Here is a 15,755-nt window from a genome sequence, read left to right on the forward strand (position 1 = left end):
GATCTACACAGGGCTGATCAGGTGGTGCCGACGGCCGGTCGTGCGGGTCCAGCCGTCGGCGTCGTTCATCCGTGCGACGAGCTCGGTGCGCAGCTCCCCCGGTGCGACGACGGCGTCGACGACCAGGTCGCTCCCCATCCGCAGCAGGTTCACGTCCGCCTCCTGCTCGGCGGTGCGGGCCGCGACGTAGGCGGCCCGCTCGCCGTCGTCGCCGATGGCGGCGATCTTGTTGGCGTACACCGCGTTCACCGAGGCCTCGGCCGCCATCGGGCCGATGGTGGCGGTGGGCAGCGCGAGGGTCGCGCGGGGCTCGAAGCCGGGGGCGCACATCGCGTAGTAGCCGGCGGCGTAGGCCTTGCGCAGCACCACGGTGAACTTCGGGACCTCCGCCGAGGACATCGCGGCGATCAGCTTCGCGCCGTGCCGGATGATCCCCTGCCGCTCGACGTCCACCCCGACCATGAACCCGGGGACGTCCTGCAGGAACACCAGCGGGATCCCGTAGGCGTCGCACATCGAGACGAACCGGGCGGCCTTGTCCGCGGAGTCGACGAAGATCGCGCCGCTGCGGACGTCGGGCTGGTTGGCCACCAGGCCCACCACCCGCCCCTCGAGCCGGGCCAGTCCGACGACGATCTCGCGTGCCCAGCGGGCCTTGATCTCGAAGAAGGTTCCCGCGTCGACGACGCCCTCGATCACGTCGCGCACGTCGTAGGCCTGGTTCGGATCGGGCGGCACGACGTCGCCGAGCACCCGTTCCGGCGGGACCGGCTCGGCGCGGGCGGGCGGGGACCGGTAGTCGTCGGGCAGGTAGGACAGCAGCAGGCGGGCGGCCGAGACGGTCTCCCAGTCCGAGCCGAACACCTCGTCGCCGCAGCCGGAGACCGAGGCGTGCATCTGCGCCCCGCCCATCTCCTCCAGGGTGGTGCGCTCACCGGTGACCTTCTCGGCGACCCGCGGGCTCGCCAGGTACATCGAGGCGTGGTGCTCGACCATCCCGACCCAGTCGCAGAAGGCGGGCATGTAGGCCCCGCCGGCGGCCGAGGGGCCGTGCAGGCAGCAGATCTGGGGGACCCGCCCGGAGAGCCGGACCTGCAGGTGGAAGATCGCCGAGGCACCGCGCCTGCCGGGGAAGAAGCCCATCTGGTCGGTCAGCCGGCCACCCGCGGAGTCCACCAGGTAGACCACCGGGAGCAGGTCGCGGTCCGCGCGTTCGAGGATCCGGATCTGCTTCTCGCACGTCAGCTCCCCCCAGGACCCGGCCTTCACGGTGAAGTCGTGGGCGATGACCGCGACCCGGCGGCCGTCCACCCGGCCGACCCCGGTGACGACGCCGTCGGCGGGCAGACCGTCGGCCGCCACCGAGGCGAGCAGACCGTCCTCGACGAACGTGCCGGGGTCGAACAGCACCCGCAGCCGGTCGCGCACCGGCATCTTCCCGGGCCAGCGGGAGGCGTCTCCCCCGGCCAGCGCCCGCTCCCGGGCGGCGGCGACGTCGGCCCGGGTCGGCGCGCCGGTGGTCGAGGCGCTCATCCGGCGGTCCCCTTGGCGAGGATCTCCAGCTGGATCTCGTCGGTTCCGCCCCCGATCCGCAGGATCCGGGCGTCGCGGTAGTGCCGGGCGACCGGGGACTCCTCGACGAACCCGGCTCCGCCGAACAGCTGCACGGCCTCGTCGACGATCCGGTTGGCCGCGATCGCGGCCACGTACTTGGCCCGGGCCACCGAGGTCTCCGCCTCCGGGTGCCCCGAGGAGAGCCGGGCCGCGGCCCGGTGGGTGAGCAGCCGGGCCGAGTCCAGCTCGATCTCCATCACCGCGACGCGGTGCCGGATCGTCTGCAGCCGGGCGAGCGGGGCGCCGAACGCCTCGCGCTCGCGGACGTAGGACCGGACCAGGTCCAGGCACTCCGCCGCGTGGCCCAGCCCCATCCCGGCCAGCGCGATCCGCTCGAGCTGGAACCCCTCCATGATCTGGTGGAAGCCGCGGTTCTCGGTACCCACGACGTCCTCGGGGCCGACGGCGACGCCGTCGAGGACCACCTCGCGGGTGTCCGAGGAGTGCCACCCCATCTTGCGCAGCGGGCGGCCCACGGACAGGCCCGGCGCGTCGGTGGGCACCACGAACAGGGTGATCCCCGAGTGCCGGGGCCCGCCGGTCCGCGCGGCGACGACCAGCACGTCGGCCAGCCCGGCGTTCGTGATGAACATCTTGCGGCCGTCGATCGTCCAGCCCCCGACCGCGGGCCGGGCCGTGCTGGTGATGCCGGCGACGTCGGACCCGGTCCCCGGCTCGGTCACCGCGATCCCGGCCATCGCCTCGCCCGCGGCGAGCGGGCCGAGCCAGCGCCGCTGCTGGTCGGGGCTGCCGTGGCGGACCAGGTGGGGCGCCGCCATGTACCCGCTGACCAGAGCGGTCACCGCGATCCCGCCGGTGGCCCTGCTCAGCTCCTCGGCCAGCAGCGCGACGGCCAGGGCGTCCGCGTCCGAGCCGCCGTGCTCCTCGGGGGTGACCAGCCCGAGCAGGCCGGCCGCGCCGAGACGCTTCCACAGCTGCATCGGGATCGCCCCGGCCTGCTCGGCCTCGTCGACCACCGGCCGGATCTCACGGTCGGTGAAGTCCCGACAGGTCCGCCGGAACGCCTCGTGCTCCTCGTCGAGCTCCCACATCTATGGCGCGCCTCACAAAATCGACCGACCGGACGGTCGAATGCTGGGCCGACCGGGCAGCCCTGTCAACCCGCCCCGGGGCTACCGTGAGCGGGCCCGACCGCACGACGGAAGGAACCCGATGGCCGGCACGGCCCTGACCAAGGCGGACGCCCGTCGGATGCGCGTCCTCGCGCTCTCGGCCGAGATCTTCTCCCGGCGCGGCTTCCGGGCGACGTCGATGAACGAGATCGCGGCCGCGGTCGGGCTGTCGAAGCCGACGCTCTACCACTACTTCCGCAGCAAGGAGGAGCTGCTGATCCGGCTCTACTCCGACGTGCTGGACGAGAGCTTGGTGCTCGCCCGCGAGACCCTCGCCGCCGCGGGCTCACCGCTGGAGGCGATCCGCGACCTGATCGCGTCCCGGGTCGCCTACACCTGCCGGCACCAGTCGCTGCTCAAGGTCTGCTTCGAGGAGGAGCACGAGCTGCCGGTCGAGCTGGCCGGCGAGGTGCTCCGGCGACGGCGCGCGTTCGAGGACGTCTTCCTCACCGCGCTGCGCGACCACCTCGCCGCGCACCCCGGCGCACTCACCGGGATGACCCCGAAGGTCTACATGAACATGTGCCTGGGCGCCGCGAACTGGAGCTACAAGTGGTACCGCCCGGACGGGAGGTCCACTCCGGAGGAGCTCGGCGCCGGGATCGCCCGGTCGCTGACCACGGCGATCGACCCGGACGCCCGCGGGTGACGGGGTGCGCCCGGGCGGCACCCGGGCGCACGACCGTCAGGACGCGGGGAAGGTCTCCGCGGTCGGGGAGACGTTGCTGCGCGACGACACCCACGCGGTGATCGCCGCGACGGCCTCGTCGACCGGCACCGCATTGGTCTGCGAGCCGTCGCGGAAGCGGAAGCTCACCGCGCCGGCCTCGACGTCGCGACCGCCCACGAGCAGCAGGAACGGCACCTTCTGCAGCGTGTGGGTGCGGATCTTCTTCTGCATCCGGTCGTCGCCGGAGTCGACGTCGATCCGGATGCCCGCGGCGCGCAGCCGGGCGGCGACGTCGCGGACGTAGTCGTCCTGGGCCTCGGTGACCGGGATCCCCACCACCTGGACGGGGGCCAGCCACGCCGGGAAGGCGCCGGCGTAGTGCTCGGTGAGCACGCCGAAGAAGCGCTCGATCGAGCCGAACAGCGCGCGGTGGATCATGACCGGGCGCTGCCGGGAGCCGTCGGAGGAGGTGTACTCCAGCTCGAAGCGGTCCGGCAGCATCAGGTCGACCTGGATGGTCGACATCTGCCAGTAGCGGCCGATCGCGTCGCGGGCCTGCACCGAGATCTTGGGGGCGTAGAACGCGGCGCCGCCCGGGTCGTCGTGCAGGGTCAGCCCGAAGCTCTCGGCGGCGTCGCGCAGCGCCTGGGTGGCCTCGGCCCACGACTCGTCGGAGCCGATCGACTTCTCCGGGTTGCGGGTCGACAGCTCCAGGTAGAAGTCGTCGAGGCCGTAGTCGCGCAGCAGGTCCAGCACGAACTGCAGCAGGCTGCGGATCTCACCCTGCATCTGCTCGCGGGTGCAGTAGATGTGCGCGTCGTCCTGGCTGAACCCGCGGGCCCGGGTGAGGCCGTGCACCACACCGGACTTCTCGTAGCGGTAGACGGTGCCGAACTCGAACAGCCGCAGCGGCAGCTCGCGGTAGGACCGTCCGCGCGAGGCGAAGATCAGGTTGTGCATCGGGCAGTTCATCGGCTTGAGGTAGTAGTCGACGGCCGGCCGCTTCAGCTCGCCGTCGGCGGTGTACTCCGCGTCGAGCTGCATGGGCGGGTACATGCCCTCGGCGTACCACTCCAGGTGGCCGGACTTCTCGAACAGCGCGCCCTTGGTGGCGTGCGGGGTGTAGACGAACTCGTACCCGGCCGCGGCGTGCCGCTCGCGGGACAGGTCCTCCAGCTCCTTGCGGACGACGCCGCCCTTGGGGTGGAAGACCGGCAGGCCCGACCCGATCTCGTCCGGGAAGCTGAACAGGTCCAGCTCGCTGCCCAGGCGGCGGTGGTCGCGCCGCTCGGCCTCGGCGATGCGCTCCAGGTAGGCGTCGTGCGCCTCCTGCGACTCCCACGCGGTGCCGTAGATCCGCTGGAGCTGGGCGTTCCGCTGGTCGCCCCGCCAGTACGCGGCGGCCGAGCGGGTCAGCGAGAACGCCGGGATGAACTTGGTGGTCGGCAGGTGCGGGCCGCGGCACAGGTCCGACCAGACGACGGCGCCGGTGTGGGCGTGCACGTTGTCGTAGACGGTGAGCTCGCCGGAGGAGTCGACCTCCATGACCTCGCCGTCGTCGGCGCCGCCCTTGAGGTCGATCAGCTCCAGCTTGTACGGCTGGTCGGCCAGCTCCGCGCGGGCCTCGTCCTGCGAGGCGTAGCGACGGCGCTCGAAGCGCTGCCCCGCCTTCACGATCTTCTTCATCGCCGACTCGATCTTCTTCAGATCCTCGGGGGTGAAGGGGGTGTCGACGTCGAAGTCGTAGTAGAAGCCGTCGGTGACCGGCGGGCCGATGCCCAGCTTGGCCTTCGGGAACAGCTGCTGGACGGCCTGGGCGAGCACGTGCGCCGCCGAGTGCCGGATGACGCTGCGCCCCTCCTCGGTGTTCGCCGGGACCGGCACGACCTCGGCGTCGGCCTCGGGGGCCCAGGCCAGGTCGCGCAGGGCGCCCTCGGCGTCGCGCACGACGACGATCGCCTCGGGACCGCTGGTCGGCAGCCCGCCCTCCCGGACGCGCGCGCCGGCGGTCGTCCCGGCCGGCACCCGGATCGGGGCGGACGCGGGCGGGGCGGACGGTGCGGACACGGGGGTGCCTCCAGGGTGGTGCGAACGGATGGACCTCCGATGCTAGTCGGGGGCCGCGAACCGGTTTCGACCGCCGGGAAGACACCCGGCGGGTGCGGGTGTTGCAGCCGTCGTGGTCCCTCTCTCCGTGCTCGACCTGGTCCCCGTGGCCGACGGCTCGTCGGCCACCGACGCGCTGGCGCACAGCACCCGCCTGGTGCGACGGGCCGAGGAGCTGGGCTTCACCCGCTACTGGGTCGCCGAGCACCACGGCATGCCCGGGATCGCCAGCTCGTCGCCGCCGGTGCTGATCGCGCACCTGGCCGGGGCGACCGAGCGGATCACCGTCGGCTCGGGCGGGGTGATGCTGCCCAACCACCGCCCGCTCGTCGTCGCGGAGCAGTTCGGCACCCTCGAGGCACTGCACCCCGGCCGGATCGACCTCGGCATCGGGCGCGCCCCGGGCACCGACCCCCGGACCGCCGCTGCGCTGTGCGGGACCGGGGCCGACCGGCTGCACGCCCCGGACGACTTCCCCGACCAGCTCGTGGAGCTCGCGGCCTACTTCCGTGGCGACGCCGGGGTGCTCGCCGTCCCGGCCGCGGGGAACGCGCCGACGATGTGGCTGCTCGGCTCGTCGGGCTACTCGGCGAAGGTCGCCGGGATGCTCGGGCTGCCGTTCGCCTTCGCCCACCACTTCTCGGCCGCGAACACGCTGCCCGCGCTGGAGCTCTACCGCGAGCACTTCCGGCCCTCGGCGATGCTGGTGCAGCCGTACTCGATGATCGCCGCCGCCGTGACCTGCGCCGACACCGACGAGCGCGCCCGCGAGCTGGCGCTGCCCTCGGCGCTGCAGTTCCTGCACCTGCGCCTCGGCGACCCACGCCCGCTGCCCGGCCCCGAGGAGGTCGCGGCCTTCGACTGGACCGACGCGGCCCGGGCGTTCGTCGAGCAGCGCCAGGCCGACCAGGTCATCGGGTCGCCGGAGACCGTGCGGGCCGGCGTCGAGGAGCTCGTGGCCCGAACCGGGGTGGACGAGCTGATGGTGACGACCTCGACCTTCCGCGGCGAGGACCGGCTGCGCTCCTACGAGCTGCTGGCCGGCGCCGTCGGCCTGCGCCCGGCGGCCGCGGCCGCCTGACCCGGGGAGTGTGGGGCATGATCGCGGGCGTGAACGACGCCGCCGCCCGCTTCCGGGCCGCGATCGAGGCCGGAGACCTCGACGCGGCCGTCGCCCTCTGCCGCGACGACGTCGAGTTCCGCTCGCCGGTCGTGCACCGCCCCTACCGGGGCCGGGACGCGTTGCGCCCCATCCTGGGCGCGGTGTTCACCGTCTTCGGCGGGTTCCACTACGTCGCCGAGTACTCCGGCGACGACGGGCACGTCCTCGAGTTCGCCGCGACCGTCGGGGAGCGCGAGGTGCAGGGCGTCGACGTCCTGCGCACCGACGACGAGGGCCGGATCCGCGAGCTCACCGTGCTCGTGCGGCCGCTGTCGGCCGCGGTCGCGCTGCGCGACCGCATGGGCCCGCTGCTCTCCTGACCCGTCGCCGCAGGTCGGCGTCGGGGTTGCCGCCGCCCGTCGATCGACGACGGCCGGTCGTCCCGCCGGGTGCGGCCGTCCGGCCGTCCGGCGCTGGGCCGCCCGCGCGTCGTCGCACGCAACCGGCCGTTGCTCGACGCAGTGATCGTGTCGCCTGTGCATCCCTTCGGCCGCGGGCACGATGGTCCGCATGCCGCACCATGATCGGGCGATCCGGTCACGGAGCGCGCCATCACCCCGCTGACGTGCCGACATTCGAGTGACGTCGATCAGGTGGGCACAACGCCGCCCTCCGGTCCCTCGTTGACACAGCGAACTCGTTGACCGGGTGAGACCACGCCACCGTCCGGCTCCGCCGGCCGTCGACCAGAAGGGAGAGCCGGTTGCCCGCAGGCCCGCCCCCACCGCCGCGGTCGCGCCGCTCCCCCGAGTCCGATTCCCACGGATCGTCCGGCTCCGGTCGTGCGGTCGACACCGAGGAGCGCCCGACCGGTCGGCACGGCAGCGACCAGGTCGCCCGCGACGACTCCGGCGCCCCGGCCCGGCACGGCGCCCCCGCCGGTGGACGGCGCGCGCGGTCCGCCGAGCCGGAGGCCCGTTCCTTCGCCGACGTCGTCCGGGCGACCGGGTCGACCGGACGTTCCGGCCCGGACGGGGCACGCGGCACCGGGGAGGACGGCGGCACCGGCCGTCGGCGCTCCCGGCGGGCCGGCGAGGCCGCTCCCGCGACCGCCGCCCCCGGTACCGGGGCCCCGGCGGATGGCGCCCCCGCACACGGCGCCCCTGCGAACGGCGCTCCCGTGAACGGCACCTCTGCGAACGGCTCGAGCAACGGCTCCGGGGGCAGCGGCTCCGGCACCCCCGGCCCCGCGGGCAGCGGCTCGGGCGGCAACGGTTCCGGGGGCAACGGCTCCGGCGTCAACGGCTCTGGCGTCAACGGCTCCGGCGTCAACGGCTCCGGGGGCACCACGAAGGTCGGGCTGCGCGTGCGCGGCGGCACCGTGCCCCGCGAGCCCGGCAGCACCCCGCGGCCCGGCACCACCGGCGCGACCCCCGCGGGCCCGCCCGCCCCGGCCGAGCCCCGGCACACCACCGGCCCGCAGCGGCGCCCCGGCGCCGGCGGGTCCGGCCGACCGGGCCCCGCGCCGTCGTTCCCGGCCGGGCGGCCCACCGCGCCGGCCCCGACCGGGCCGGTCGACCGCCCGGGGATCGGGACACCACGGCCCGGCACCGGCGACGCCCACGGCGCCGCGCCTGCCCCGGGGCACCGGAACACCGGGCCGCAGGCCCGGCCTCGCCCCGCCCCGGCGGCGCCGAGCGCCCCCGGCGCCGGTCCGCAGAGCGCCGCGCCGCGCCCCGGGCAGCACCCGTCGCTGCCGCCGGTCCCCCGCCCCGCCGTGCCCCCGACCGGTGCCACCCGGCCCGGCCCGGCCTCGGCCACCACCTCGGCCACCACGGCCACCACCGGGGCCACCGCTGCGGCCACCACGGCCGTCGCCGCGCCCTCGGCACCGTTCCCGGGCCCGGCGGCCCCGGACGGCGCCGCCGCGGCCACCCGCACCGGCCGCCGTCGTCGTCCCGAGCCGGACGAGGGCGCCGGGTCCACCACCGACGCCCTGCCCGCGCGCACCGGCGGGCGCCGCCGCCGTCCCGGACCCGGCGACGCCGCGACCGCGCTCGCCCCCGCCGCCGAGGCCCCGACCGGGCTCGTGCCCGCCACCGCCCCGCGCGGCGACGGCGGTGCGCCCACCGCCCTGGTCGCCGCCCCCGGCGACGAGGCGGGCACCGAGTACGTCGACGCCGCGGCCCCCGGCCCGCGCCGCCGTCGCCGCGCCGAGCCCGACGGACCGTTCGACCGGGTCATCGCACTCGTCGGGCCCGGCGTGGGTGTCGTGCGCCGCCGCCTCGGCATCCTCGACGCCGACCAGAAGGCCGCCCTCACCCCCGAGGAGCGCCGGACCCGGCGTCGCCGGCAGGTCGTGTACTCGCTGGTCGGGACGGCCGCGTCGATCGTGCTGCTGCCGCTGCTGCTGCTCGGGCTCGGCTGGCTGCTGTTCCCGATCCCCAGCACCGACGACGCGGTGCAGAACCAGATCGCCACCGTCTCCTACGCCGACGGCGGCCAGCTCGCCCGCCTCGTGCCCGAGCAGGGCAACCGGATCAAGGTCGGGATGGACGCCATCCCGGTGCACGTGCGCGAGGCCGTGCTGGCGGCCGAGGACCGGTCGTTCTACTCGAACCCGGGCTTCGACTTCACCGGCATCCTGCGGGCGATGGTCGCCCAGCTGACCGGCGGCGTCGGCGGCGGGTCGACGATCACCCAGCAGTACGTCAAGAACACCCTGGTCGGCAACGACGCGACGTACTGGCGCAAGTACAAGGAACTGATCGTCTCGCTGAAGGTCTCCGGGCAGAAGTCCAAGGACGAGATCCTCAACGACTACCTCAACGCCATCTACTTCGGCCGCGGCGCCTACGGCATCGAGTCCGCCAGCCTCGCCTACTACGGCAAGCCCGCGGCCCAGCTGACCCCCAGCGAGGGCGCGCTGCTCGCCGGGATCATCCAGTCGCCCTCCAACTGGGACCCGGCGAACTCCCCGGACCGGGCGAAGCAGCGCTGGAACTTCGTCCTCGACGGCATGGCCGCCCAGGGCTGGATCTCCAAGGCCGACCGGCAGGCCGCCGTGTTCCCGCAGACCATCGCCCCGGAGAACACCTCGCGCTCGTCGTCGCTGACCGACGCCCGCGGCCACATCCTCAACGCGGTCCGCTCCGAGCTGGGCTCGCTGGGCATCTCCGAGCAGGCGTTCGCCCAGGGCGGCCTCCAGGTGACGACGACGATCGACCCGCAGCGCCAGCAGCAGCTCACCGACTCGGTCGAGCAGAAGCTGCGCGGCGAGCCGGAGCTGCTGCGCACCGGCGCGGTCGCGATCGACCCGCGGACCGGCGGCATCCTCGGCTACTACGGCGGGTCGAACGGCGCCGGCCTGGACTACGCCCAGGTCATGAAGCAGCCCGGGTCGACGTTCAAGCCGTTCGCCGTGCTCGCCGGGCTCCTGAACGACCCGCCGATCGGCCTGGGCACCACCTTCGACGGCTCCGAGCGGCCGGGGCTGCGCAACGCCGAGGGTGCCAACTGCCCGCGCTGCGACCTCAAGCAGGCGATGACGATCTCCAACAACGTCGTCTTCACCAAGCTCGCCGCGCAGGTCGGGCCGCAGAAGGTCGCCGACGCCGCCCGCCTCGCCGGGATCACTGCGCCGCTGGAGAACCCCGACGCGCGGCTCCCGCTGGGCAACAAGGAGGTCACGCCGGTCCAGCTGGCGTCGGCCTACGCCACCATCGCCGCGGGGGGCGTCTGGCACGCCCCGCACATGGTGTCCAAGGTCGTCGACTCCGACGGGCGGGTGCTCTACGAGTACCAGCCCGGCGAGGGCGAGCAGCGCTTCCCCGAGCAGGTGGCGCGCAACGTCGTCGAGGCGATGATGAACGTCGTCGACAACGACGGCCTGCAGCTGCCCGACGGGCAGGAGGCCGCCGGCAAGACCGGCACCGTCCAGTCCCGCTTCGAGGGCCAGAACAACGACGCCTGGTTCGCCGGCTTCACCCCCGGGATCGCGACGGCCGTGTGGGTCGGCACCGACCGCAACGACCCGATCCAGGACTCCGCGGGCCGCCCGATCAACGGCGCCGACCTGCCCGGATCGGTGTGGAAGGCGTTCATGTCCGACACCGTGCGCACCACCGGCACGGCCGAGTTCCCGGCGTTCCGGCCGATCGGCGAGTCGCCCTCCACCCTGGCGCCCAACGAGCCGACCGCCCCGCCGACGCCGACGAGCACGCCGTCGGCCGAGCCCACGCCGGAGCCGAGCACGGACCCGGTCGCCCCCACCGATCCCCCGGCCCCGGTCGAGCCGACCGGCGTCCCGGAGACGACCGGCGACCCGGTGCCCGCCCAGCAGGACGAGACACAGCCGGGTGCCGACGCGGGCCGCGCCGCCGACCCGACCGTCGGCTGATCCGCCCCGTTCGCGCCGCCGCCGGGCTACCGTGGACGGGTGACCGGTGACCATCACTTCGAGGTGGTGGCCTGGCGGGCGGACCGCAGGCTCACCCTCTACGTGCCGGGCATCGAGGCGTCGACCACCGTCGACGACCCCCGGGTGGCCGAGGACGCGGTCCGCGACCTGATCGCGGACCTCACCGGCGTCGACCGCGGGGTCATCACCTGCGACATCCGGCTCGGACGCCCCTGGCGGTCCGGGATCTGAGACCTCCCGGTCAGCGGGCCGGCGGCACCAGGATCGTCGCCGCCGCCGCGCAGACCGACTCGGTGAGCGCGTCGAGCACCGTGGTGCTGAGCTTCCAGTGCTGCCAGTACAGCGGGACGTCGAGGTGCCGCTCGGTGTCGAGCAGCACGAGCCGCCCGGCGGCCGCGGCCTCCCGCGCCGGGCCGTCGGTGAACATCCCCCAGCCCAGACCCGCACGGATCGCCTCGTGGTACCCGTCGGCGGCGGGCACCCGGTGCGCCGGGCCGGTGCACTGCCGGTGGGTGAGCCCGCGGACGAACCGGGTCTGCAACACGTCCTTCGACCCGAAGTCGACCCGCGGGGCGAGCGGGAACGCCTCGGCCGGGTCCCGCCCGGCGAACCACCGGTCGTACACCGGCCGGGCGGCGACGGGCCGGTAGCGGGTCGCGCCCAGCGGCCGGACCGCGCAGCCCTGCACCGGTGCCGACGACGTCGTCACCGCCCCGACCACCGAGCCCTCACGGAGCAGGGCCGCGGTGTACTTCTCGTCGTCGACGTGCAGGTCCAGCCGGACCCCGTGCCGCGCGGCCAGGGGGACCACCGCGGACAGGAACCAGTGGGTCACCGAGTCCGCGTTCACCGCGATCGGCAGGTGCGTGCCCGCGGTGTCGGCGCTGCCGAACCCGGCCTCGACCTCCCCCTCCAGCACCGCGATCTGCCGGGCCAGCCGCAGCAGCGCGGCCCCCTCCTCGGTCGCGACGCACGGACGCGTGCGGCGCACCAGGATCCGGCGCGCCTGCCGTTCCAGGGCCTTGATCCGCTGGGACACCGCGGACGGCGTGATCGACAGCCGCGCGGCGGCGGCGTCGAAACCGCCCTCCTCCACCACGGCGCTCAGGGTGGCCAGCCGCTCCCGGTCGTACATGAAGCAAATCTACAGTTCATGACGTTCTTTCAGTCGCTGACGTCTTCCTGACGCGGTCCGCCTAGCGTCGGTGACGTGAGTGTGCTGGCGGGATTCGGAACGGGACTGTCGCTGATCGCGGCGATCGGGGCGCAGAACGCGTTCGTGCTGCGGCAGGGGCTGCGACGCGAGCACGTGCCGGCGGTAGTGGTGTTCTGCGTGCTGGCCGACCTGGTGCTGGTGACCGCGGCGGTCGCGGGCGTCGGGCTGCTCGTCGACCGCGTACCGGGGCTGGTCGAGGTGGTGCGCTGGGGCGGCGTCGTGTGGCTGACCGGCTACGGCCTGCTGGCGCTGCGGCGCGCCCTCCGGCCCGGTGCGCTCGACGCCGACCCCCACGGCTCGGCCCGGCCCCTCGTGCCCGTCCTGGGGAGCGCGGCGGCCCTGACCTTCCTCAACCCGCACATGATGCTGGACCTGCTGGTGCTCGGGTCGCTGGCCGCCGCGCACGGCGACGACGGCCGGTGGACGTTCGGCGCCGGGGTGGTCGTGGCCAGCCTGACCTGGTTCTCCGGGCTCGGCTTCGGCGCGGCGCGGCTCGCGGGGCTGTTCGCCCGGCCGACGGCGTGGCGGGTGCTCGACGGCGTCGTCGCCACGGTGATGCTCGGCCTGGCGGTCGCGCTGGCCGCCGGATGAGGAGTGGGGGTACAACATCGTCCATGTCCGCCGAGTACGTGCCGGGGCGACCGCCCGCCGCGCTGCGCGGGCACGTGCTGCGCTACCTCGGCTACCGCGAGCACGCCGCCGCTCCCCTGCGTCGTCGCCAGCCGCCGTCCGCCGGGACCGCGCTGATCCTGGGGCTGCACCCGCTGACGCTGTCCGGGCCGGCCGTCGGGACCGGGTCGGCGGCCGCGTTCGTCGGCGGCCTGAGCGACACCTGGGTGCTGACCGAGTTCACCGGCCCGCAGGCCGGGGTGCAGGTGGACCTGACCCCGGCGGCGACCTACACCCTCCTCGGCGGGCGGGCGCTGCCCGGCGGCACGGTGCCCCGCCTCGACGAGCTCGACGACCCCGTGCTCGCCGCGCTGCCCGCCCGGCTGGCCGCCGAGCCGACCTGGGACGGCCGGTTCGCGCTGGTCAGCGCGCTGCTCGCGGACCGGCTCCTGGACGACCGGGCCCGCGTCCCCGCACCCGAGGTGCGTTACGCGTGGGACCGGCTCAGTGCGACCGCGGGCCGGGTCGGCGTCGCGGAGCTGGCCGCCGAGACCGGCTGGAGCCGCCGCCACCTGCAGTCCCGGTTCCGGACCCAGGTCGGTCTCGCGCCCGGGACCGTCCGCCGGGTGCTGCGCTTCGCGCGCGCCGCGGAGCTGGTCGGGGCCGGGCGGGCACCGCTCGCCGTGGTCGCCGCCGGCTGCGGCTACGCCGACCAGGCCCACCTCACCCGCGAGTTCCGGGCGCTCGCGGGGATCACGCCCGCCGCGTTCCGGGCCGAGCAGTTCCCATTGCTTCAAGACGCACCGCCGCGTCCCGGTCAGGATCGGGCGTCATGAGCATCCACCCCACCCTCCGCTACGACGACCCCCGCGCCGCGATCGCGTTCCTCACCACCGCGCTCGGCTTCCGGGAGGTCGCCGTCCACACCGGCGACGACGGCGGGGTCGCCCACGCCGAGCTCGCCTGGGACGACGGCGACGACACCGGCCTGGTCCTGATCGGACCGCGCCGCGCCGGGGGCGACCGCTTCGACACCGGTCGCGCCGTGATCTACCTGACCTGCGACGACCCGGACGCGGTGCACGCCCGCGCGGCCGCCGCCGGCGCGGAGATCACCATGGCGCCGGTCGACCAGGACTACGGTTCGCGCGAGTGCGCCGTCGCCGACCCGGAGGGCAACACGTGGAGCGTGGGGACCTACCGGCCGTCCCCGGGGCGCCCGTGACCGCACGCCACCCGGACCCCGCCGACCCGCTGCCGTGGCTGCGGGAGATCTGCCTGTCCCTGCCCGAGGTGACCGAGAAGGTCAGCCACGGGTCGCCGTCGTGGTTCGTGCGGAAGATGTTCGTCTCCTACGCCGAGCACCACCACGGCCACCCGCACCTGGCGTTCTGGTGCGCCGCGCCGCCGGGCGTGCAGGCCGAGCTGGTCGCCGAGGACCCGGCCCGGTTCTTCCGGCCCGCCTATGTCGGCCACCGCGGCTGGCTCGGGGTGGTGCTCGACGGCACCGGCCCCGACGCCGCCGACCGCGACGAGATCACCGAGATCGTGACCGACGCGTGGCGCTGCGTGGCCCCGGCCCGGCTGGCCGCCCGGCTCGACAGCTGACTCAGGCCGCGGCGCCCGACTCGCGGACGGACCGGAGCAACGCCGTCAGCAGCCGGGCGTGGTCGGCGTCGGCCTGGCTCGGGACGAGGAAGCGGCGGCGCAGGAAGGCATAGGACAGCTCGTTGCGCGGGTCGGCGAGCGCCTGCTGGCCGCCGGCTCCGCTGTGGCCGAACGACCCGGCCGCGAGCATCGGGTAGACCTCCGAGGAGGCGTGGAACCCGACCGCCCACGCCTTGTGCCGGCGCAGGACCAGGTCGAACCCGGCGGTCTGGATCTGGGCGAACGCGGCGAGGGTGTCCGGGCGGAGCAGCGCGGGGCGGCCGTCGACCGGGCCGGTCGCCGCGGCGTAGAGCGTCGCGAGCGCGCGGGCGGTCCCGATCCCGCCGAGCGAGGCCGGCCCGCGGGAACGGACGACCGGGTGGGCGGGCAGCTCCCACACCTCGCAGCCGTCGGGGTGCCTGCGGTTGAACGCGATCCCGGGGAGACCGTCCGGTGCGCCCGCGCCCGCGGCGAGCTCCCGCAGCCGCTCGGGCGTGGCGACCATGGGCTGGGGGGCGAGGAACCGCTGCTCGTCCTCCGCGGGCAGCCCGAGGTGCAGGTCCAGGCCCAGCGGCCCGGTCAGCAGCTCGCGGACGAGCGCGCCGACCTCGGCCGAGGTGGCGCGGCGGACGACCTCGCCGGTGAGGGCCGACTCCACCAGGGCGTGGTAGCCCGACGACGTGCCGGGACGCCAGAACGGGCGCTGTGCGCCGAGCCGCTCGGCGACCAGGTGGTCGTCGGAGAGCTCGTCGACGGAGAAGCCCTCGGGTGTGCCGACCAGGCCCGCCTGGTGGGCGAGCAGCTCGCGCAGCAGCAGGTCCTGCTTCCCACCGGTGGCGAACTCCGGCCAGTAGTGCGCGACCCGCTCGTCCAGGTCGAGGACGCCCTGCTGGACGAGCAGCGCGACCAGGAGGTGGGTCACGCCCTTGGACGCCGAGTAGATGCCCTGCAGCGAGTCGGGCCCGGTCTCCGGCCCGGCCCACAGGTCCACCACCGGGCGCCCCCGGTACCGGGCCGCGACCTGGGCGTCGAGCGGCGCCCCCTCGGCCGCGAGCAGCGCGGCGAACGCGTCCCGCACGGGCTCGAACCCGTCGGCCACCGTGCCCCGGACCGCGTCCGTCGCCGTTCCCGTGATCGTCATACCGCTCCCCGCTCTCCCGCCGACCGCCAGTTAGTAACCGTTGGATACTAACCGATTCGGGAACCCGGCCGAGCCGGCTCACGTCCTAGAGTCCGGG

General features: G+C 74.9%; 14 protein-coding genes. 9 read left to right on the plus strand and 5 right to left on the minus strand.

The genetic code is table 11. From position 1 onward, the window contains the following. Positions 1-3: 3 nt before the first annotated feature. Positions 4-1,533: an acyl-CoA carboxylase subunit beta gene (locus DMP17_RS34130; protein ID WP_337831686.1), complete on the minus strand. Its 1,530-nt coding sequence runs from the start codon at positions 1,531-1,533 to the stop codon at positions 4-6. Further along, complete coding sequence (locus DMP17_RS34135; RefSeq protein WP_337831687.1) at positions 1,530-2,666, minus strand: acyl-CoA dehydrogenase family protein; 1,137 nt, start codon at positions 2,664-2,666, stop codon at positions 1,530-1,532. Before DMP17_RS34135 ends, DMP17_RS34130 begins: the two co-directional genes overlap by 4 nt. A gap of 121 nt (positions 2,667-2,787) precedes the next feature. Here DMP17_RS34135 and DMP17_RS34140 point away from each other — a divergent pair, with 121 nt between their 5' ends. Beyond that, the gene (locus DMP17_RS34140) at positions 2,788-3,396 is read left to right on the plus strand and encodes a TetR/AcrR family transcriptional regulator (protein WP_337831688.1); all 609 of its coding nucleotides are present in this window, start codon (positions 2,788-2,790) and stop codon (positions 3,394-3,396) included. A gap of 36 nt (positions 3,397-3,432) precedes the next feature. Here DMP17_RS34140 and thrS read toward each other — a convergent pair whose 3' ends face one another. Further along, positions 3,433-5,484 carry a threonine--tRNA ligase gene (gene thrS, locus DMP17_RS34145; protein WP_226364939.1) on the minus strand — a complete coding sequence of 684 codons (2,052 nt, stop codon included), beginning with the start codon at positions 5,482-5,484 and terminating at the stop codon, positions 3,433-3,435. A 112-nt stretch (positions 5,485-5,596) separates the two neighbouring features. Between thrS and DMP17_RS34150 the strand changes: the two genes are divergently transcribed. From DMP17_RS34150 to DMP17_RS34165, 4 genes are all read left to right on the plus strand, one after another. Next, positions 5,597-6,604, plus strand: a complete 1,008-nt coding sequence (locus DMP17_RS34150; protein WP_337831689.1) for an LLM class flavin-dependent oxidoreductase — start codon at positions 5,597-5,599, stop codon at positions 6,602-6,604. 17 nt (positions 6,605-6,621) lie between these two features. Continuing rightward, positions 6,622-7,005: a nuclear transport factor 2 family protein gene (locus DMP17_RS34155; protein WP_226357404.1), complete on the plus strand. Its 384-nt coding sequence runs from the start codon at positions 6,622-6,624 to the stop codon at positions 7,003-7,005. Between the two features lie 383 nt (positions 7,006-7,388). After that, a complete protein-coding gene (locus DMP17_RS34160) occupies positions 7,389-11,024 on the plus strand; it encodes a transglycosylase domain-containing protein (RefSeq protein WP_337831690.1) in 3,636 nt (1,211 codons plus the stop codon). Positions 11,025-11,063: 39 nt separating this feature from the next. Continuing rightward, the gene (locus DMP17_RS34165; protein ID WP_073574628.1) at positions 11,064-11,276 is read left to right on the plus strand and encodes a hypothetical protein; all 213 of its coding nucleotides are present in this window, start codon (positions 11,064-11,066) and stop codon (positions 11,274-11,276) included. A 10-nt stretch (positions 11,277-11,286) separates the two neighbouring features. Here the strand turns inward: DMP17_RS34165 and DMP17_RS34170 are convergent, their stop codons facing one another. Beyond that, the gene (locus DMP17_RS34170; RefSeq protein WP_337831691.1) at positions 11,287-12,180 is read right to left on the minus strand and encodes a LysR family transcriptional regulator ArgP; all 894 of its coding nucleotides are present in this window, start codon (positions 12,178-12,180) and stop codon (positions 11,287-11,289) included. A 75-nt stretch (positions 12,181-12,255) separates the two neighbouring features. Here DMP17_RS34170 and DMP17_RS34175 point away from each other — a divergent pair, with 75 nt between their 5' ends. The 4 genes from DMP17_RS34175 to DMP17_RS34190 are packed head-to-tail and all read left to right on the plus strand — an operon-like array spanning position 12,256 to position 14,478. Next, positions 12,256-12,852: a LysE/ArgO family amino acid transporter gene (locus DMP17_RS34175; RefSeq protein ID WP_337831692.1), complete on the plus strand. Its 597-nt coding sequence runs from the start codon at positions 12,256-12,258 to the stop codon at positions 12,850-12,852. 23 nt (positions 12,853-12,875) lie between these two features. After that, positions 12,876-13,706 (plus strand): helix-turn-helix domain-containing protein, encoded by an 831-nt coding sequence (locus DMP17_RS34180; protein WP_226364934.1) that lies wholly within the window; start codon positions 12,876-12,878, stop codon positions 13,704-13,706. After that, entirely contained in the window at positions 13,703-14,095 is a 393-nt protein-coding gene (locus DMP17_RS34185; RefSeq protein WP_226357408.1) for a VOC family protein, read from the plus strand. The genes DMP17_RS34180 and DMP17_RS34185 overlap by 4 nt, the downstream gene beginning before the upstream one ends. After that, positions 14,092-14,478 (plus strand): MmcQ/YjbR family DNA-binding protein, encoded by a 387-nt coding sequence (locus tag DMP17_RS34190; protein WP_226357409.1) that lies wholly within the window; start codon positions 14,092-14,094, stop codon positions 14,476-14,478. The genes DMP17_RS34185 and DMP17_RS34190 overlap by 4 nt, the downstream gene beginning before the upstream one ends. Before the next feature lies 1 nt (position 14,479). Here the strand turns inward: DMP17_RS34190 and DMP17_RS34195 are convergent, their stop codons facing one another. Continuing rightward, positions 14,480-15,658, minus strand: a complete 1,179-nt coding sequence (locus tag DMP17_RS34195; protein ID WP_337831693.1) for a serine hydrolase domain-containing protein — start codon at positions 15,656-15,658, stop codon at positions 14,480-14,482. Between the last annotated feature and the right edge of the window lie 97 nt (positions 15,659-15,755).

Source organism: Pseudonocardia sp. TMWB2A (assembly GCF_017312135.1).